The following is an 18,166-nucleotide window of genomic DNA, read 5'->3' as shown; positions in this document are numbered from 1 at the left end:
CCTGACTTTCTGCCTCCTGACTTTCTGCCTCCTGACTTTCTGCCTCCTGACTTTCTGCCTCCTGACTTTCCGCCCTCTGATGACTGACACCACGACTGTCCTTTCGATGCCAACTGGCGCCTCGGCGCCCGCCTTTGCCGCCCACCCGGGCTATCGGCGCATGTTCGCCCCCAACCATCTGACGGTAGGCGTCTTCCTGCCTTTGCGCTTCTATCAGGGCGACATGGCGGTGCTGCACGGCCAGGCCGACCTGGTCACCGACCTGGACCGCCGGGGCTTCGCCGCCGTATGGGTCCGTGACGTGCCCTTGTTCGATCCGAACTTCGGCGACGCCGGCCAGGTATTCGACCCCTTTTCCTATCTAGCCTATTTGGCGGCCCGCACCGAGCGCATCGCGCTTGCGACCGGCAGCACGGTCTTTCCCCTGCGGCATCCGATCGACCTGGCCAAGGGGGCCGCCACGCTTGACCGGCTGTCCGGCGGCAGACTCGTCATGGGCATTGCCTCGGGCGACCGCCCCGTCGAATTCCCTGCGTATGGACTGGACCCCGCGCAACGCGGCGACCGTTTCGCGCAAACGGTGTCCTATTTCCGCCGACTGATGCAAGACCCCCACGGCGCCATCGACTCGCCGCTGGGGCGCCTAGCCGGACCGCAGCTTCTGCCTAAGCCGGCGGCAGGGCGCGTCCCCCTGCTGATCACGGGTTCCTGCCGGCAAACGCCGCAATGGGTGGGCGAACACGCCGACGGCTGGCTGACCTACCCCGACAGCACGCACGACGACGCGGGCCCGCAACGCCTGGCGCAGAAGGTCCGCGCCTGGCGCGCCCTGATTCCCGATGCGGGATTCCGGCCGCATGCCACCAACGAATGGCTGGACCTGAGCGCCGATCCGGACCATCCGCGCACGCCGATGCAAGGCGGCTATGTCCTGCGCACGGGTCGACGGGGCCTGCTTGATCTGCTGGCGCGTTGGCAGGACGCGGGTGTCAACCATGCGGCGCTGGGCATCCAGTTCTCGGAGCGTCCCGCCGCCGAGGTGATCCAGGAACTGGCCGAGGAAGTCCTGCCCCATTTTCCCGCGCATGAGGGGCCGCTCCCCGCCCCCGCCCGCTGGTAGGCGCCTTGCGACCTACAATGCGGCCCCGGCCGCGGCTGTCGCGTATTTGCCGGCAATGGATTAGGATTCGAAAATGAACAAAAAACCTGTACCGCAGAACGCTGGCGCAGCCCCCCAGGGCTGGGGCTGGGAACAGCCGCAATGCCGTGGACAAGCGGCATTGGCGCTGTTCATCGACGATCTGCACCGAATCCTGCAAGCCCATGCCGCCGGCAAGCTCGCGGACAGCAGCACGCTGGCTGACGCGCAAGAACACGTTGACGAACTGCTTGCCCGCTATAACGAAATCAACGCCGCGCCGGAAATTTTCCTTGGACAATCGGTCGAACTGAAGGAAGGCGTCGACCGGAACGGCGTCTCTCATACGGTACCGATTTTTTCTGCCCGGCTGAAGAAATCACTGGTGTCGATGCTGGGGCAAGGCCCCGGCTGAAACGCCCCCTATAACCGGCCGGTCTGCGGCGGCCGGCAATGAATCAGAGCAGCTACAGGAGACCCCACAATGAATTCGGACAATGTCGTAGAGTTTCTCCGCCTGCTGTCGCTGGACGTCTCGCTGGGCGCTGCCGCCCAACACGCCGCGGGCCAGCCGGATGCGCCGTTGGCCCTGGCCCGATTGGCGACTGCCCACGGCTTGCCGTGCAGCGCGTCAGACTGGTCCTTCTTTGCCCGCAGTTGCCTGGACACCTCCGCGCAAACGCAAGAGGATGCCGATCCCGCCGGTGCCACCATCTGGCAACTGGTGCAGGATCCCGCCCACGGCACCGACATACCCGCCAGCGCCATTACGCGCGTCATCGGCATCATCACGCAGCCTGAGGGCGGCCCGCCCGTCGTCGGCCATGTCGTGGGCGACCTTGCGCCGCGCACGCCGCTGGGCATGGCGCCCTACCCCACGGGTTCTTGATTATCGAAAGCGGCAAGCCTTAAGGCTTGCCGGACAGATACTCCGTCACGCCCGACGCCGCAACCCGTCCGCTGGCCATGCAGGCCGTCAGCAGATAGCCGCCCGTCGGCGCTTCCCAATCCAGCATTTCGCCGGCCACGAACACCCCGGGCGCCGATTGCAGCATCAGGCCTGCGTCCAAGGCGTCAAAAGACACCCCGCCCGCCGTGCTGATGGCCTCGTCGATCGGACGCGCACGCACAAGCGTCAGCGGCAGCGCCTTGATCCGCAGCGCCAACCGCTCCGGATCCTTGAAATCGTCGGCCGACGCGCATTCGCGCAACAGCCCCGCCTTCACGCCCGTCAATCCCATGCGGCTTTGCAGATGGCTGGACAGGGAACGCGCCCCCCGCGGGTGATTGACCGCAGCGGTGACTTTTTCCTGGGTCCAGTCAGGCGCCAGGTCCAGCGTGGCGACGGCGTGCCCCTGCCCGTCGATCCGATCGCGCAAGGGCGCGGACAGCGCATAGACCAGGCTGCCCTCGATGCCCGTCTCCGATACGACGAATTCGCCCTGCCGGGCCAGCACGCCGCCCGATGGCAGAGCGCATGACATGGAAACGGATTTGACGGGTTGGCCCGCATAGCGCTCGCGGAAGTGCGCCGACCATGCGACGTCGAACCCGCAGTTGGCGGGGCGCAGCGGCGCCACCTCGACGCCGTGCGCCTGCAGTCCGGCGACCCAGGCGCCATCCGACCCCAGCTTGGCCCAGCTCCCTCCGCCCAACGCCAGGACGACGGCATCTGCCGCCTGCGTCTGCACGCCCTCGGGCGTGTCGAATCGCAGCTCAGCCGCCGAAGGCATGTCGCTCGCGGCCCACCCCAGCCAACGATGCCGCATATGGAAGCGCACGCCATTGGCGCGCAATCGGGCAAGCCATGCCCGCAGCAACGGCGCCGCTTTCATTTCCTGCGGAAAGACACGGCCCGACGAACCCACGAAGGTCTGGATGCCCAGTTCATGCGCCCAGTCGCGCAACGCGGCGGCGTCCATGACGGAAAGCCAGGGCGCCACCTGCCCGGCGCGATCGCCATAACGCGCCAGGAATGGGCCTGCCGCTTCACTATGCGTCAGGTTCAAGCCGCCCCGCCCCGCCATCAGGAACTTGCGCCCCACCGACGGCATGGCATCGAACACATCCACCTGCAGGCCCTGGGCGGCAAGCCCCTCGGCTGCCATCAGGCCGGCCGGGCCGCCCCCGATCACGGCGACGCGTTTGGAAGCGCTCGGGGTCATGGCGCCGGCGCCATCAAGGCGAAAGCGGGCAAGGGCGTAGGACTCGGCATGGCGGCAAAATCGAATTGGTCAATACGGGGGAAGCGCGGCGCGGGCCGCGGGGGGGAGGATTGTCGCATGACGCCCCGGCCGCCTTCCCGCGTTGCGCTTCAGGGCAGGCCCAACGGTAAAAAGGCCCGGCGCCGGCCATTTATTGACCGCAGGCGCCAAGCCCTTGTTATGACTGGACATTTCGGACATGCGCAAAGGCTATCCCAAGGCTTGTCCACAGTCGCTGTGGGTAACTTCCCGCGTCAGGCGTTGCCCGCCGCCTGCATCGGACCCGACCAGGGTTCCGCATCCAGCTGGAAACGCAGTTCCTGATATTCGCCGTCCACCGCGACGGAACGCAGCAAGCCGGCGTCCATGGCCTGGCCCAACGCCCGGCGGCACAGGGTCTCGGGATCGTCCGGCAACGATTGGAAGACGCCGTCGGGAATGCGCAGGCGCAGCAGCGCCTGGGGATCACCGCGTTCCGCAGGCCGGCCGATATGGATATGGGCGGGATAACCGTGCGGGCACCAGATGCCCACGTGGTACTTGCCTTCAGCGCCGGTATCGGCGACGTAACCAGGATGATCGTATTTTGCGGTACCCATGGACCCTCCTCGAGTGCGGCGAACTAGCGCGCGTGACCCATGGTAGCTCAGGGTCGCCGTGCTGTGCGGCTGGCAACACCCGGGAAACTCCGGGCTGGAACAAAGGATTGACCCAGGGCAAGTTCCGGACGAAAAAAGGACGAAAAAAAGCCGCGATGAAAATCGCGGCTTGTTCTCTTGAAACTGGTTGCGGGGGCAGGATTTGAACCTACGACCTTCGGGTTATGAGCCCGACGAGCTGCCAGACTGCTCCACCCCGCGTCTGATGTGTGAATCATACCTCATTTTGAAATCTTGTGCAGCGCACCCAGGCGATTATTCGTATTTTTTGCCGCATTCATGCGAAATATATTCGCCGCCAGGTGGAAAAGCCGGTCGAACGGCCCTGGAACGTCCAGGCAAATCACCTCGGCCGGGCCGATCGCCGTCACCTGCACCACGCCGCCATAGCCGACCCCATGCGCTTCGCCCGCGTTGACGCGGGCGGATACCGGCAAACCCAGGCTGCCCGCGGCTTGGGCGCCGGTCGGGGCCTCTTGCACGCGCACGCTGCCGGCCACGCATACCAGGGTGGCGCCGGCTCGCAGCGTCAATTGCCGGCACGCGCCAGCGGCGATTTCCAGGCGGCGGGCCAGAGGGTGGGCAGAGGATTCGGCATTCATGATGTTCTCCAGTCGGACCCTCACAGGCTACGCGCGCCCTGCTTTGCGCAACAGCCACACTCCGACCCTTTCTGTACCGATGCAGATGCTCGATTTTGACGCTGTTATGGTGTATTTTTCATCCATCTGTGCCTACCCTCATTCCAACCTCGGGGAGCATGATCGGCGCATGGACCCACAACCGCTGTACCTACGCCTGGCAAACCATTACCGGCGCGCCATCCAGACGGGCGTGCTGGCCCCGGCCCAGCGCATGCCCTCAGTACGCACGCTGGTGCGCACCCATCACGTCAGCCTCTCCACCGCGCTGCAAGCCTGCCGCCAACTGGAAGACGACGGGTTGATCGAAGCCCGGCCCCGCTCGGGGTATTTCGTCCTGCACCCTCGGCGCAACAGCATCCCCCCGGTCAACGAGCCCGACATCCGCCAGACGCTGGGCGCGGCGCAATACGTGGGCATCCACGACCGCGTCTCGGACTTCATCGCCAAGTGCGAGGCCCATCCCGTCAGCGCCAACTTCGCGCTGGCCGCGGCGGTGCCCGAGGCGTATCCGATGGAGGCGCTGAAGCAGGCGATGACCCGCGCCCTGCGCATGACGCCGCAGGTGCTGGTCAGCCCCGTTCCGCCGCAGGGCCACCCGGAGCTACGCACGGTGTTGGCGCGCCGGGCACTGGCCAACGGCATCAATGCCACCCCGGACGACGTCATCGTCACGCACGGCTGCATCGAAGCCCTGAACCTCGCGTTGCGCGCGGTCGCGCGGCCCGGCGACACCATTGCCGTCGAATCGCCGACCTACTTCGGCCTGCTGCAGATCCTGGAAAGCCTCGGCATGCGGGCGCTGGAAATTCCCACCAGTCCGCAGAACGGCCTGTCGATCGAGGCGCTGGATCTGGCGTTCCAGACGCACGGAAACATCCGCGCCGTCGTGGTCGTGCCCAATTTCCAGAACCCGCTGGGCTGCGTGATGCCCGATGCCGAAAAGGCCCGCCTGGTGGCGCTGTGCGAACGCCAGCAAGTGCCGCTGATCGAAGACGACACCTATGGCGCGCTGACCGATGACGACACGCCGCTGGCCGCCGCCAAATCCTGGGACGCGACCGGCAACGTCATCTATTGCTCATCCATGCACAAGACACTGGCGCCCGGCATGCGCCTGGGCTGGTTGCTGGGTGGCCGCTGGAAGGCCCGCATCGCCATGCTGAAGTTCGCGCAAAGCCGCCCCAATGAACCGTTGGCGCAGATCGCCGTCGCCGAATTCCTGGGATCGCGCGCCTATGACAGGCACTTGGCGCGGCTGCGCCGGCACTTGAAGATCCAGCGCGACCAGACGGCCGAAGCAATCGCCGCGCACTTTCCGCGCGGCACCCGCCTGAGCGTGCCCCAAGGGGGCATGCTGCTGTGGGTGGAGATGCCCGGCGGCCGGTCGGGCATGGAAGTCTTCGAGGCCGCGCTGCAAGAGGGCATCCGGGTCGCGCCCGGTGCGATGTTCTCGAACAGCACGCGCTACAACCACTTCCTGCGGATCAGTTGCGGGCAGCGCACGACACCCGACATCTCCCGCGCGTTGCAGACCTTGGCGCGCATCGTCGGCGAGCGCGCGGCATGAACCCGGCCCTGCACCAGTTCATCGTCGACTACGGCTTGTGGGCCGTGCTGGGCGGCACGTTCCTGGAAGGCGAAAGCGTGGTGGTGTTCGCGGGCTTCCTGGCGCACCAGAAGCTGCTGCATCTGCCCTATGTGATGCTGTGCGCCTTCGCGGGGTCCTTCGTGGCCGACCAGTTGCTGTTCTTTCTGGGGCGGCGCTACCGCGACCATCGCCTGGTGCGGCGCATCCGCGAAAAGCCCGCCTTCGAGCGCGCCCTGGCCCTGGTCGACCGCTACCCGCACGGCTTCATCCTGAGCCTGCGGTTCCTGTATGGCCTGCGCACCGTAGGCCCGGTGGCGTTGGGCATGTCGCGCGTGCCGCCGCTGCGCTTTTTCGTGCTCAATGCCATTGCGGCCGCGATCTGGGCGGTATGTTTCAGCCTGCTGGGCTACGCCTTCGGGCAGACCATCGAATCCATGCTGGGACGCCTGCATGGCGTGGAAACCAAACTGGCCGTGGCCGCCGCGATCGGCGTGGTGATCTGGCTGGCGTACCACCTGATCGCCAGGCGCCGGCGCTGACTGGCAGTCAACAGACGACGCGGCCGCTGGCGTGCAGGACGTGACGCCGCCGCGCCTTGCGGTACCAGCGGCCGATCAGCGGCAGCAGCGCCAGGCGGCGCAGGATGGGATGGCGCTGGTCGAAGTCGTGCCAGGCCTTGAAGCCATGCCCCATGCGCTCCCAGCTCTGGCGCGCTTCGGGAGTAAGTTTGCCGGGGTCGAACGCCGCCAGCTTTGCCGCTTCCGAGACACGGGCCAACATGGCCGGGCCCCGGTGTTCCAATCGATACTGATTCCGCATGGGGCCGCATATTACCCGGCTTGCGGCGTCCCGCGTAGGACATTGAAACAGACGTCCGAAAAGCGCAAATGGAGCCACCTTTGACCGCCCCTTCCAAGCCCTTGTAATTAAAGGGATTTGCGGATCTATGCCCGTACTATCCCAAGGCTTGTCCACAGAAGCTGTGGGTAACTTCCTGCTTGGCAGGGCCTATTTCAACGCGGCCGTGATCATGTCGCGCACGCTTTCGAAACCTGCCACGTATTGCGGATTCTCGGAGCGGGCCAGCAAACTGGAATAGTTCTGTTCCAGCTGCGCCTCGATCGCTTCGCGCAGGCCCGGCGAGGCCTTGACCAGATGCAGCATCGACAACAGGGTCGAATTCAGCGCATCGATGCGGCCGCCCTGATGCGAAATGGTGTGCACGATGACGCCGATTTGTTCCTGGATGTCCATGTGTAAGCCTCCTGGCATTGATAGTCGGCGCAAATCCTAGCATGGCGTCCTCCGGCCAGCCGGCGCTAGGCAAGCGCCACGCGCCGCGCTAGCATCAAGCGTAGCCGCAAGGGCACCGCGGCGCACGCCCCCGGCCCTGTCCATGGCGCCCCGGGCCACCGGAGCGCGCTCATGAAGACGATCCAGCACTACGCCCCCCCGGACGCCCAGTCTCTGCAACGGCTGCAGGACCGCCTGGGTTACAGCGACGCACGCATGGCGGAACTTGCCGGGCTGGACGCGGCGACCCCATGGCCCAGCTACGCCGGCGGCCCCGAGCCCCGCCAGCTAGGCCGGCAGCGCCTGTTCTATATGATGGCGCGGCTGACGCTTGACGAGCGGGAATGGCAGAAGGTGCTGGCCGCCATGCGTGAAGCCGGCGCCCATTTCGACTACGAAGACCCGCTGGCCGCCGAGGCCCCGCCCGCGCCGGAACCCGAGCCCGACGAGGAGCGCAAATTCGGCATGCTGCTTGTCAGCCGCAATGGCGCTTTCCACGAAATGGAGCAATTACGCGAGTTCGCGCATTTCGCCCATGAATCCGACGTCAGCCGCTTCGTGCATACCGTGTTCTATGACAGCGACATCGACCTGTGCCGCTTCCGCTTTGCCGACCACGACGGGCTGGACGCGGGCAGCCGCGACCGCATCTTCGACGCCGCACATAAGACGATCACCCGCTTCGAGTTCGACGGCCGCATCTATCATGGCGGGATACCGCCGGAATCCGACGGCTAGGCCGGCCACCTCGCCTTCATGCCCGTCCACGCGCATTGACGCGGGCAGGCCGCCGCTTGTACCGTCGGCAATCCCCTTTCCGACCCGCGCCCACCGCATGAACGAACGACTCGACGCCATCGACCGGCAACTGCTCAGCCTGCTTTCCGCCAACGCGCGCGAACCCGCCGCCATCCTGGCGCGCAAGCTGGGGCTGGCCCGCACCACGGTGGTCGCCCGCATCGCCCGGCTGGAACGCGAGCACATCGTATCGGGCTATGGGGTGCGCCTGGGCCGCCTGCTGGAAGAGGCGGCCGTGCGCGCATACTGCTTCATCAGCGTGTTGCCCAAGACGCCCGCCGCCGTCATCCGCGAACTGGAGCGCATGCCGGAAGTCGAGGAAGTGTCTTCCGTCAGCGGCCCGTACGACTATCTGATCTTCCTGCGTTGCGAAACCCATGAGCAACTGGACGAACTGCTGGACCGCATCGGCCTGATCGATGGCGTCAAGCAGACGCAGACTTCGATCGTCCTGAGCCGCAAAGTGGACCGCCGCAGCGCCGTCGCCGCGCCCTGACCCGCCCGCCTTGCGCCCTTCCGCCTTTTCTCGTGGCCCGACATGGTGTTGTAATGACGGATAACGAGATTCCTGGACGACCCATGCTTGCACGCCTTGCCCCCGCCGCCGCCTTGCTGACCCTGCTTGCTGCCTGCTCCAGCATGAGCGAGGTCACGTCCGTCGACAAGAACACGTACAGCGTCACGTACAGTTCGGGCACGCAGTTGCTGACCTGGGTTGAACTGAAGAACCAGACGCTGCAACGCGCCGACCAGTATTGCCAATCCATCGGCCGCAAGCTGCAGAAGCCGAAGGTGACGTCCAACCACGCGACGGGCCTGGGCTCCAAGCGCGCGACGGTCACGTTCGAATGCGGCGCCATCGATCCTCCTAAAGACAAAGCATCGTGAACGCTCTCCTGCCCGTGGGAATCACCATGGGCGATGCCGCCGGCATCGGCCCCGAAATCGTCGTCAAAGCCTACGCGCAAGGCCTGAACGCGCCTTGCGTCGTGTATGGCGACGCCGGCGCGCTGCGCCGGGCCGCGGCCCAGTTGGGCGCGCGCCTGGACATCGTTGAAATCCCCAGCGTGGACATGGCCCGGCTGGATGCGGGCCGCATCAACGTTGTCGCCTGTAGCCCTGCGCTGCCCGCCGACCTGCCTGCAGGGCAGATCAGCGCGGCCGCCGGACGCGGCGCCTATGACTACGTCTGCGCCGCCATCGACGACGCGCAGGCCGGCCGCATCCGCGCGATTGTCACGGCCCCGCTGAACAAGAAGTCCATGCACGAGGCGGGCATCGACTACCCGGGCCACACCGAGATCCTGGCCGAGCGCTCGGCGACGCAGGACTTCGCCATGATGCTGGCCAACGATGAACTGCGCGTGCTGCTGGTCACCATCCACGTGGCGCTGGCGGACGTCATCGCCCGCATCACGCCCGAAGCCGAATTGACCGCGATGCAACTGGCCGACCGCGCCTGCCGGCAGATGGGCATCGAAAAACCCCGGGTGGCGGTGGCGGGCCTGAACCCGCATGCCGGCGAAGGCGGCAAGTTCGGCCGTGAAGACATCGACATCATCGAACCCGCCATCGCCCGCGCGCGCGAAGAAGGCATCGACGCCAGCGGACCGTGGCCCGGCGACACCATCTTCATGCGCGCCCGCCGCGGCGAATTCGACATCGTCGTGGCCCAATACCATGACCAGGGCCTCATCCCGGTCAAGTACCTGGGGCTGGACCATGGCGTGAACGTCACGGTGGGCCTGCCTTTCGTGCGCACCAGCGTCGACCACGGCACCGCTTTCGACATCGCCGGCCGCGGCGTGGCCGACCAGGCCTCGCTGGTCGCCGCTTTCGATCTGGCGCTGGCCATGACGCCCTGAGGGTCGGACAAGACGCCTTGTGGCGGCAACAGGCCCTAGGGCCTGGGCGGACACGGGACTACAATACGCCCCGTTTCCGGCGCCCCTTCGCGCGCCGCCGCTTTTCCGACTTGCCCTTTACCCCTCCATGTCACGCCTTGCCCGCCTTCTGCCCGACCGCTTCACCCTCTATCTGATCTGCACCGTCATCATCGCCAGCATCGTGCCCGCGCACGGGCAAGGCGTCGTGATATTCGGCTGGATCACCAACGTCGCCGTCGGCCTCCTGTTCTTCCTGCACGGGGCGCGCCTGTCCCGCGAGGCCATCATCGCCGGCCTGACGCACTGGAAGCTGCACCTGACGATCTTCTCGGCCACGTTCCTGATGTTTCCCCTGTTGGGACTTGCGCTCAAGCCCGTGCTGGAACCGCTGGTGACGCCCGAACTGTACCTGGGCATCCTGTTTCTGTGCTGCCTGCCGGCCACGGTGCAGTCCGCCATCGCGTTCACGTCCATGGCGCGCGGCAACGTGCCTGCCGCCGTGTGCAGTGCGTCCGCCTCCAGCCTGCTGGGCATCTTCCTGACCCCGTTGCTGGTGGGCACGGTCGTGGCCAACGCCGGCAGCGCGCCGATCTCGTTCGACGCGGTCGGCAAGATCATGCTGCAGCTGCTGCTGCCCTTCGTGCTGGGCCAGTTCGCCCGCCGCTGGATCGGCGCCTGGGTGCACAAGCGCAAGGCGATGCTGAAGTTCGTCGACCAGGGTTCGATCCTGCTGGTCGTCTACACGGCGTTCTCCGAGGCCATCAATGAAGGCCTGTGGAGCACCACGCCCATCCCCGCGCTCGTTGGCCTGGTGGTGTGCTGCGCCGTCATCCTGGCGCTGGCGCTGGGCTTGTCCGCACTGGCAGGCAAGCTGCTGGGCTTCAATGTTGAAGACCGCATCACCCTGCTCTTTTGCGGTTCGAAAAAGAGTCTGGCCAGCGGCATCCCGATGGCGCAGGTGCTGTTCGCCGGCCATGCGGTCGGCGCCATCGTGCTGCCCCTGATGCTGTTCCACCAGATCCAGTTGATGGTGTGCGGCGTCCTGGCCGCCCGCTACGGCAAGCGTCCGGAAGCCGACGGCTAAGGTCTGCCGCAGCAAAAAAAACCGCGCCATAGCGCGGTTTTTTTCGAAGGGCGCCGCTGGCGTCAGTACATGTCGCGGGGCTGCGCGCCCGAGAAGTTCAAGAAGCGCGTGCTGGAGCCCTGGAAAGTCAGGCGCACCGTGCCGATCGGCCCGTTACGCTGCTTGCCGATGATGATCTCGGCCGTGCCCTTGTCCGGCGAATCGGGGTTGTAGACCTCGTCGCGGTAGATGAACAGGATCACGTCGGCGTCCTGTTCGATAGCGCCGGATTCGCGCAGATCGCTCATCACGGGGCGCTTGTTGGGGCGCTGTTCCAGGCTCCGGTTCAGCTGCGACAACGCGATCAGCGGGCAGTTCAGTTCCTTGGCCAGGCCCTTGAGCGAGCGGCTGATTTCCGACACTTCGGTCGCCCGGTTTTCACCGGAGCCGTTGCCCGACATCAGTTGCAGGTAGTCGATGATGATCAGGCCCAGCTGGCCGCACTGGCGGGCCAGGCGGCGCGTGCGCGCGCGCACTTCCATCGGGCTCAACGCGGGCGTTTCGTCGATGTAGACCTGCGCGTCCTGCATGAGCTGCACCGCGTGCGTCACGCGAGGCCAGTCGTCGGCGATGAGCTTGCCGGTACGCATGCGGTGCTGGTCCAGCAGACCGACCGAACCCAGCATACGCATCGCCAGCTGGACCGCGCCCATTTCCATCGAGAACACGGCGACGGGCAGGCCCTGCTCGATGGCCACGTGTTCGCCGATGTTCATCGAGAACGAGGTCTTGCCCATGGACGGGCGCCCGGCCACGATGATGAGGTCGCCGCCCTGCATGCCGGAGGTCATCTTGTCCAGGTCGGTGAAGCCCGTGGGCACGCCGGTGACGTCCGAGCTGCCTTCGCGGTGATAGAGCTCGTCGATGCGCTCGACGACCTGCGTCAGCAGCGGCTGGATCTCCTGGAAGCCCGCGGCGCCGCGCGAGCCTTCCTGGGCGATCTTGAACACCTTGGATTCCGCTTCGTCCAGCAGTTGCCGCGCTTCCTTGCCCTGCGGATTCAACGCCGCCGAAGAGATCTCGTCGGCGATCGACACCAGCTTGCGCAACATGGCGCGCTCGCGCACGATTTCCGCGTAGCGGCGGATGTTCGCCGCCGACGGCGTGTTGTGCGCCAGCGCGTTCAAATACGCCAGGCCGCCGGAATCTTCGGCCTTGCCGGCGCTGATCAGCGATTCATTGACCGTGATGACGTCAGCGGGACGCGCCAGCCCGATGAGCCGGGCAATGTGGTGCCAGATCAGCCGGTGGTCATGGCGGTAGAAGTCTTCTTCGACCAGCACGTCGGCGATGCGGTCCCATGCGGTGTTGTCCAGCAGCAGGCCGCCCAGAACCGACTGCTCCGCCTCAATGGAATGGGGAGGAACGCGCAGGTATTCGAGCTGGGGATCGGCAGGTGTGTTCATAACTTCAATAGTAACGGCTGCAAGATATCGGCAGCGCGGAAAAAGCCCTGGACGTCGCGCGACGGCAAACGGCGCAACAGAGGCCGCAAAGGCGTCGCGACGCCGCACAGGACGCGCGCCAGGCGCGTCAGGCGGGCTTTGACCTCGGGGTCGGGGTTGCTCTCGAGGTAGACGTCAAGCGCCAGTTTACCCAGGGACAGGGCCACATCGTCGGGCAACTTACGCAAAGACACCAGCGAGGCCAGCATCTGGAACAGATCGTACGCCTGGGCCAGCGGCCGGGACAACGTGGACCCGATGTTCTCTTCGAAATCGATGCGCCACAGCTCGCGGTCGCGCAGCGTGACGTTGCGGATCTGCGCGCCGCCATGCCACATGCCGCGAGCATGGAACGCCGCCAGGTCGGCCGCGGCCGCGCGGGCCAGCCACAGCTGGGAGGTGGAATCCTCGTTGCGGATCAGGTCGGCCAAGTCTTCGCCCACGTATTCCAGGACCAGCAGGCCTTGCTCTTGCCACCACACTTCGGGCACCCGGCAACCGGCCTGCAACAGCATCGCCAGGCGCTGGGCCTCGTGCGTCAGGCCGTTGCGCAACAGCACGCCGGGCCGCGGGAATTCGCCAAGGAACAGCTTGCAGCCCACGCCCAGCAAAAAGGCCCGGACGTAGCGCAGCGCGTAGGCGACACCACGGCCGAAGCTCGGGCGGCGGCGCTTGATGATGCAGCGTACGCCATCGATCGTCACGTCCCGCACGGAGGGTTCACGCGAGGCATCCACGCTGTCGAGCCAGGCGCGCAGGCCGGGCGGCGCGTTGTGATGAACGGGCGGCTGAGTCAAGGGGTCCTCGGTACAAGACAATGGCGCGCTTCTTGCGCAATGCCCGGAAGGCTACACGCAATGACGGCGGGGCAAAAAGAAAAAAAGCCGGCGCGCGGGCCGGCTTCTTCGTACTGCAGGTACCGGCTTAGGACAGCTCGCCTTCAACCAGAACCGTGACGTCGACGAGAACGTCGGCGTGCAGGGCGACCTGGATCGGGAACTCGCCGATCGACTTCAGTTGGCCATTGGGCAGACGCACTTGCGCCTTTTCAATGCCTTCGAAACCGGCCTTCTTCAGCGCGTCGGCGATGTCGGCATTGGTGACCGAACCGAACAGGCGGCCGTCGACACCAGCCTTCTGAGCGATCTTCAGCTGGAAGCCGGAGACGCGCTCGCCCAGAGCTTGGGCGGCGGCCAGCTTTTCAGCCTGGACCTTTTCCAGCTCGGCGCGGCGAGCTTCGAATTCCTTCAGGGCGGCGTCGGTTGCACGACGAGCCTTGCGCTGGGGAATCAGGAAGTTGCGGGCGTAACCATCACGCACGCGAACGACTTCACCCAGGTTGCCCAGGTTGACGACTTTTTCGAGCAGAATAACTTGCATTTCAGTGCCCCGGATTAGTTGTGGTTGTCGGTGTAAGGCAACAGGGCCAGGAAGCGCGCGCGCTTGATGGCGGTGTCCAGCTGACGCTGGTAGATTGCCTTGGTGCCGGTCAGGCGAGCCGGGATGATCTTGCCGTTTTCTTGCACGAAGTCGCGCAGGGTGTCCAGATCCTTGTAGTCGATCTCTTCGACGCCGGCTGCGGTGAAGCGGCAGAACTTACGACGCTTGAAGAGCGGGTTCTGCTGCGTGAATTTGCGTTTTTCTTTGCGTTTTCCGAAGAAAGCCATGATATGTGCCTCTATGTTTGAGGGGGTTTGGCGGTTATCAATAACCAGGCCAGACTCCCCATAACCTATCCGTATTCAGAAGGCGCTCTCGCACCTTTTGCTCATTCCCTTCAAGCCACCTGCGGATCGCGTCCTGCGCTGCCGCTGATCTTGCGTGCCTGCTGCAAATGCAGCTTGATCTTCACCGAGTCCTTGCGGGCGGGAGCCAAAAACCCCTGCACCAGCAATTCGGACCCTAACGCGGTGTTCTTCAACAGCAACGCCAGATCGCCCAGTGCCACGGCGGTAATCGTCAATTCAACACGGCGCGGATGGCCGGCTTCAATGACTTCCGATTCGTGTGCCAGCACCATTTCCAGCGCTGGCAGTCCGGCGGGAGTGTGGCGCAAAGGCTCGCATTCAAGAACGCGGGCGCTGAGTTCCAGCTTATTCATCCTGCCAGGCACCGAGGGGACTTCACGAATGAGCTCTGCGTGAGCCCTGCTTACTCGGCCTGAGCCGGCGCTGCTTCAGCCGAAGCCTTACGGGCTTCTTCGCGCTCAACCGACTTCATCATGATCGAGGGCGTGGACTGAGCCTTCTTGGTCTTGATGACCAGGTGGCGCAGAACGGCGTCGTTGTAGCGGAACGAGTGTTCCAGCTCATCCAGCGTGGCTTGGCCGCACTCGATGTTCAGGCAAACGTAGTGAGCCTTGACGAGCTTCTGGATCGGGTAGGCCAGTTGACGGCGACCCCAGTCTTCCAGGCGGTGAACCGAGCCGCCTTGGCCCGTGACCAGCGCTTGGTAACGTTCGACCATGGCGGGCACTTGCTCGCTTTGGTCGGGGTGAACAATAAACACTACTTCGTAGTGACGCATGAGTAAAACTCCTTGAGGATGTCTCGCTGGCCAACCGTCCCGCACCCGCGCTTTCCATCATGGGTGTCGCGCCGTACCACCGCCGCGGATTGCTCCGTTTCAGGGTTTCAGCACGTTAAGACGTCGGCCCGCAAGGGGCAGCCCGCTACCCAAAAACCATGGGCGGTCGAGCAAGAAAGCCCTCGATTATCACCGATCGGGCTGCTTGACGCAAGCCAGAGCGTGGTCATGAAATAAGGGACGGGCTATTTCCGACGCCCTTGCCTGCCGGTTGCGGCAGATCGGCAACATCGATTTCCTGCGGCCGGTTGACCACGCTGACCATCACATAGCTGATGATCATCAGCAGGAACCACGAGCCCAGCTTGGCGATCGACACCCATTGCCAGACGTGCGACTGGTTCGGGTAGCGCCAGGCGTTGGCGAAGGTGCCGATGTTTTCGGCGAACCAGATGAACAAGGCCACCAGCACGAACCCCAGCAGCAGCGGCATGCGGCGGTAGACCCGCCAGATCCGGAAATACACCCAGGTCCGCGCGAACAATAGCGCCGTGCCCGCAAACAGCACCCACCGGAAATCGAAGATGAAGTGGTGCGCGAAGAAATTCACGTAGATCAGCACCGACAGCGCCAGGGTGGCGGCCAACGGGGGATGGGCGCGGAAACGGAAATCGAACAGGCGCCACACCCGGGCCAGGTAGCTGCCCACTGCCGCGTACATGAAGCCGGTGAATAGCGGCACCCCGCCGATGCGCAGCACGCTCGCCTCGGGATAAATCCACGACCCCGCCGCCGTCTTGAAGAGTTCCATGCCCGTGCCGACCACATGGAACATCAGGATCACGCGGGCCTCGCTCCAGGTTTCCATGCGCAGCGCCAGCAGCAAGGCCTGGATGCCCAGCGCGGCCAAGGTCAGGAAATCGTAGCGGGCCAAGGCGGCATCCTTGGGATACCACCAGTGCGTGCCCAGCAGCAGCGCGCACATCAAGCCGCCGAACAGGCACGCCCAGGCCTGTTTCACGCCAAAGCGGAAGAACTCGTAGAGCGCGACGCCAAAACGGCCGCGGCCGGCCAGATGATTGGCCAGCCGCGATTCCCACGCTTGCAGCCCCGCGATAAGCGGCCAGTCTCTGGCCGCCGGATGGCTCACGGAACGCTCAACCTTCCACGACGGCGTAGGCCGAGTGGTTGTGGATCGATTCGAAGTTTTCGGCTTCGACGCGATAGCGCGCGATGCCGGGGTGCGCGTTCAGGCGCGCAGCCACGTCGCGCACCAGGTCTTCGACGAACTTGGGGTTGTCGTAGGCGCGCTCGGTCACGTACTTTTCGTCCGGGCGCTTGAGCAGGCCCCAGAGTTCGCACGACCCTTCTTCCTCGATCAGGCGGATGACGCCGTCCATGCTGATGTCGTCGCTCAGGATGGCCGACACGGTCACGTGCGAGCGCTGGTTGTGCGCGCCGTATTCCGAGATGGCCTTCGAGCACGGACAGAGGCTGGTGACCGGCACCTGCACGACCAGTTCGAATTCGACGCCGTCGCCCTGGGCGCGCGCGATCCACTGGACCTCGTAGTCCAGCAGGCTTTGCACGCCGGAGATCGGGGCCGACTTGTTGATGAAGTACGGGAACGAGGCGGTGATGTCGCCGCGTTCGGCATGCAGCAGCGGCAGCATGTCGGCAGCCATGGCGCGGAAAAGCGTCGGCGTCATGGGGGTGCTGCGGTACTTTTCCAGCAGCGCCACGAAACGGGACATATGCGTCCCCTTTTCTTCGGGCGGCAGCGCCACGGTCAGGGTCCAGTTGGCGACGGTGCCTTGGGCCGAGCCATCACCGCTTTCAATCAGCATGGGGTGGCGCACGCCACGGATGCCCACGCGTTGAATCGGGATGTGCCGGGTATCCGCCGAACTCTGGACGTCGGGCATCACGATGGCGGGGTCGATCGGAGAATTCATTTCAGCTTACCTGTCTAGGCAATCAGTCGCTCGCGCACGGCCTAGGAAACTTTGAGAGAGGGCCATTATCGCCCAAACCCTGGCAACCGCCAGGGAAAACCCTTCTATCCGTAGGTTGGCGGGGCCAGAACAGTGTGTTTCATATTCCGGGCAAAAGCGGCGCCTTCGCCCGGAACCCTGCGGCCGATCAGGCAAGCAGATCGGCGTAGCGGGCGCGGATCGAGCGCTCGATGCCGGCGGCATCGAGGCCGATGCCGGCCAGCAAGGCCGATTGATCGCCATGGTCGATGAAGGCGTCCGGCAGCCCCAGTTGCAGCACGGGAATCTGCGCCCCGGCGGCGCTCAGCGTTTCCAGCACGGCGCTGCCCGCGCCACCCATGATGGACGCGTCTTCCAACGTGACCAGCGCATCGTGCCGGGCCGCCAGATCCAGGATCAGTTCACGATCGATTGGCTTGACGAAGCGCATGTCGGCCACGGTGGCGTCCAGCTTGTCAGCGGCGGCCAGCGCGGCCGGCACCAGGGTGCCGAACCCCAGGATGGCGATCTTCTTGCCTTCGCGGCGAACCACGCCGCGGCCCACTTCGACGGTATCCAGGCCAGCACCTTCCGCGGCGCCGCAACCCGCGCCGCGCGGATAGCGCACGGATGCCGGGCCCGGGTACTGATAACAGGTGGACAGCAACAGGCGCGTTTCGCTTTCGTCGGACGGCGTGGCCACCACCATGTTCGGCACGCAGCGCAGGAAGGCGGTGTCGTAGTTGCCGGCATGGGTGGCGCCGTCGGCGCCCACGATGCCTGCACGGTCCAGCGCGAAGGTCACGTCCAGATTCTGCAGGGCCACGTCATGAATGAACTGGTCGTAGCCGCGCTGCATGAAGGTCGAATAGATGGCGACGACGGGCTT

24 protein-coding genes and 1 tRNA gene are annotated in these 18,166 nt (G+C 65.2%); 10 read left to right on the top strand and 15 right to left on the bottom strand.

Going from position 1 to position 18,166, the window contains the following annotated elements:
* Positions 1-160: 160 nt before the first annotated feature.
* From ACO6D5_RS24535 to ACO6D5_RS24525, 3 genes are all read left to right on the top strand, one after another.
* Positions 161-1,120, top strand: coding sequence for an LLM class oxidoreductase (locus ACO6D5_RS24535; RefSeq protein ID WP_485826815.1), 960 nt, complete (start codon positions 161-163; stop codon positions 1,118-1,120).
* A gap of 73 nt (positions 1,121-1,193) precedes the next feature.
* Positions 1,194-1,553, top strand: a complete 360-nt coding sequence (locus ACO6D5_RS24530; protein ID WP_088590237.1) for a hypothetical protein — start codon at positions 1,194-1,196, stop codon at positions 1,551-1,553.
* Between the two features lie 69 nt (positions 1,554-1,622).
* Positions 1,623-2,027, top strand: a complete 405-nt coding sequence (locus ACO6D5_RS24525; RefSeq protein ID WP_315529280.1) for a hypothetical protein — start codon at positions 1,623-1,625, stop codon at positions 2,025-2,027.
* Positions 2,028-2,046: 19 nt separating this feature from the next.
* Here the strand turns inward: ACO6D5_RS24525 and ACO6D5_RS24520 are convergent, their stop codons facing one another.
* The 4 genes from ACO6D5_RS24520 to ACO6D5_RS24505 form a co-directional block, all read right to left on the bottom strand.
* Positions 2,047-3,303 carry a TIGR03862 family flavoprotein gene (locus ACO6D5_RS24520; protein WP_485826814.1) on the bottom strand — a complete coding sequence of 419 codons (1,257 nt, stop codon included), beginning with the start codon at positions 3,301-3,303 and terminating at the stop codon, positions 2,047-2,049.
* A 293-nt stretch (positions 3,304-3,596) separates the two neighbouring features.
* The gene (locus ACO6D5_RS24515) at positions 3,597-3,941 is read right to left on the bottom strand and encodes a hypothetical protein (RefSeq protein ID WP_006225036.1); all 345 of its coding nucleotides are present in this window, start codon (positions 3,939-3,941) and stop codon (positions 3,597-3,599) included.
* A 184-nt stretch (positions 3,942-4,125) separates the two neighbouring features.
* Positions 4,126-4,202, bottom strand: a tRNA-Met gene (locus ACO6D5_RS24510).
* 20 nt (positions 4,203-4,222) lie between these two features.
* Positions 4,223-4,603: a hypothetical protein gene (locus tag ACO6D5_RS24505; RefSeq protein WP_485826813.1), complete on the bottom strand. Its 381-nt coding sequence runs from the start codon at positions 4,601-4,603 to the stop codon at positions 4,223-4,225.
* A gap of 169 nt (positions 4,604-4,772) precedes the next feature.
* On the opposite strand from ACO6D5_RS24505, the gene ACO6D5_RS24500 reads away from it, so the two are divergent.
* The gene (locus ACO6D5_RS24500; RefSeq protein ID WP_485826812.1) at positions 4,773-6,212 is read left to right on the top strand and encodes an aminotransferase-like domain-containing protein; all 1,440 of its coding nucleotides are present in this window, start codon (positions 4,773-4,775) and stop codon (positions 6,210-6,212) included.
* Complete coding sequence (locus ACO6D5_RS24495) at positions 6,209-6,772, top strand: VTT domain-containing protein (protein ID WP_315529272.1); 564 nt, start codon at positions 6,209-6,211, stop codon at positions 6,770-6,772. The genes ACO6D5_RS24500 and ACO6D5_RS24495 overlap by 4 nt, the downstream gene beginning before the upstream one ends.
* 7 nt (positions 6,773-6,779) lie before the next feature.
* On the opposite strand, the gene ACO6D5_RS24490 is transcribed toward ACO6D5_RS24495, so the two are convergent.
* Both ACO6D5_RS24490 and ACO6D5_RS24485 read right to left on the bottom strand, forming a co-directional pair.
* Positions 6,780-7,013 (bottom strand): hypothetical protein, encoded by a 234-nt coding sequence (locus tag ACO6D5_RS24490; RefSeq protein ID WP_315529270.1) that lies wholly within the window; start codon positions 7,011-7,013, stop codon positions 6,780-6,782.
* A gap of 228 nt (positions 7,014-7,241) precedes the next feature.
* The gene (locus ACO6D5_RS24485; RefSeq protein WP_485826811.1) at positions 7,242-7,487 is read right to left on the bottom strand and encodes a hypothetical protein; all 246 of its coding nucleotides are present in this window, start codon (positions 7,485-7,487) and stop codon (positions 7,242-7,244) included.
* A gap of 171 nt (positions 7,488-7,658) precedes the next feature.
* On the opposite strand from ACO6D5_RS24485, the gene ACO6D5_RS24480 reads away from it, so the two are divergent.
* From ACO6D5_RS24480 to ACO6D5_RS24460, 5 genes are all read left to right on the top strand, one after another.
* Positions 7,659-8,264, top strand: a complete 606-nt coding sequence (locus ACO6D5_RS24480) for a hypothetical protein (protein ID WP_485826810.1) — start codon at positions 7,659-7,661, stop codon at positions 8,262-8,264.
* A 97-nt stretch (positions 8,265-8,361) separates the two neighbouring features.
* Positions 8,362-8,820, top strand: coding sequence for an Lrp/AsnC family transcriptional regulator (locus ACO6D5_RS24475; RefSeq protein ID WP_006225043.1), 459 nt, complete (start codon positions 8,362-8,364; stop codon positions 8,818-8,820).
* Between the two features lie 83 nt (positions 8,821-8,903).
* Positions 8,904-9,212 carry a hypothetical protein gene (locus ACO6D5_RS24470; RefSeq protein ID WP_315529266.1) on the top strand — a complete coding sequence of 103 codons (309 nt, stop codon included), beginning with the start codon at positions 8,904-8,906 and terminating at the stop codon, positions 9,210-9,212.
* Entirely contained in the window at positions 9,209-10,189 is a 981-nt protein-coding gene (gene pdxA, locus ACO6D5_RS24465) for a 4-hydroxythreonine-4-phosphate dehydrogenase PdxA (protein WP_485826809.1), read from the top strand. The genes ACO6D5_RS24470 and pdxA overlap by 4 nt, the downstream gene beginning before the upstream one ends.
* Positions 10,190-10,316: 127 nt before the next feature.
* Entirely contained in the window at positions 10,317-11,294 is a 978-nt protein-coding gene (locus ACO6D5_RS24460) for a bile acid:sodium symporter (RefSeq protein ID WP_315529262.1), read from the top strand.
* Positions 11,295-11,356: 62 nt separating this feature from the next.
* On the opposite strand, the gene ACO6D5_RS24455 is transcribed toward ACO6D5_RS24460, so the two are convergent.
* The 9 genes from ACO6D5_RS24455 to ACO6D5_RS24415 form a co-directional block, all read right to left on the bottom strand.
* Positions 11,357-12,739, bottom strand: coding sequence for a replicative DNA helicase (locus ACO6D5_RS24455; protein WP_006218311.1), 1,383 nt, complete (start codon positions 12,737-12,739; stop codon positions 11,357-11,359).
* Positions 12,736-13,575, bottom strand: a complete 840-nt coding sequence (locus tag ACO6D5_RS24450; RefSeq protein ID WP_485826808.1) for a BUD32 family EKC/KEOPS complex subunit — start codon at positions 13,573-13,575, stop codon at positions 12,736-12,738. Before ACO6D5_RS24450 ends, ACO6D5_RS24455 begins: the two co-directional genes overlap by 4 nt.
* Before the next feature lie 127 nt (positions 13,576-13,702).
* Positions 13,703-14,158 (bottom strand): 50S ribosomal protein L9, encoded by a 456-nt coding sequence (rplI, locus tag ACO6D5_RS24445; protein WP_006225048.1) that lies wholly within the window; start codon positions 14,156-14,158, stop codon positions 13,703-13,705.
* A gap of 14 nt (positions 14,159-14,172) precedes the next feature.
* Positions 14,173-14,445 carry a 30S ribosomal protein S18 gene (gene rpsR, locus ACO6D5_RS24440; RefSeq protein WP_006218308.1) on the bottom strand — a complete coding sequence of 91 codons (273 nt, stop codon included), beginning with the start codon at positions 14,443-14,445 and terminating at the stop codon, positions 14,173-14,175.
* 110 nt (positions 14,446-14,555) lie between these two features.
* A complete protein-coding gene (priB, locus tag ACO6D5_RS24435; protein WP_315529255.1) occupies positions 14,556-14,879 on the bottom strand; it encodes a primosomal replication protein N in 324 nt (107 codons plus the stop codon).
* A gap of 50 nt (positions 14,880-14,929) precedes the next feature.
* Complete coding sequence (gene rpsF, locus ACO6D5_RS24430; protein WP_006225050.1) at positions 14,930-15,304, bottom strand: 30S ribosomal protein S6; 375 nt, start codon at positions 15,302-15,304, stop codon at positions 14,930-14,932.
* 226 nt (positions 15,305-15,530) lie between these two features.
* Positions 15,531-16,454 (bottom strand): DUF817 domain-containing protein, encoded by a 924-nt coding sequence (locus tag ACO6D5_RS24425; RefSeq protein ID WP_315529254.1) that lies wholly within the window; start codon positions 16,452-16,454, stop codon positions 15,531-15,533.
* A gap of 7 nt (positions 16,455-16,461) precedes the next feature.
* Positions 16,462-17,259, bottom strand: coding sequence for a GTP cyclohydrolase FolE2 (folE2, locus tag ACO6D5_RS24420; RefSeq protein ID WP_169270072.1), 798 nt, complete (start codon positions 17,257-17,259; stop codon positions 16,462-16,464).
* A gap of 187 nt (positions 17,260-17,446) precedes the next feature.
* Positions 17,447-18,166 (bottom strand): transketolase C-terminal domain-containing protein (locus ACO6D5_RS24415; RefSeq protein ID WP_485826807.1); only part of this gene is annotated, 720 nt, incomplete at its 5' end.

It is taken from the genome of Achromobacter sp. (assembly GCF_057314935.1).
Note: the sequence above shows the minus strand (reverse complement) of the source record. Positions and strands in the feature narration are given on the sequence as shown.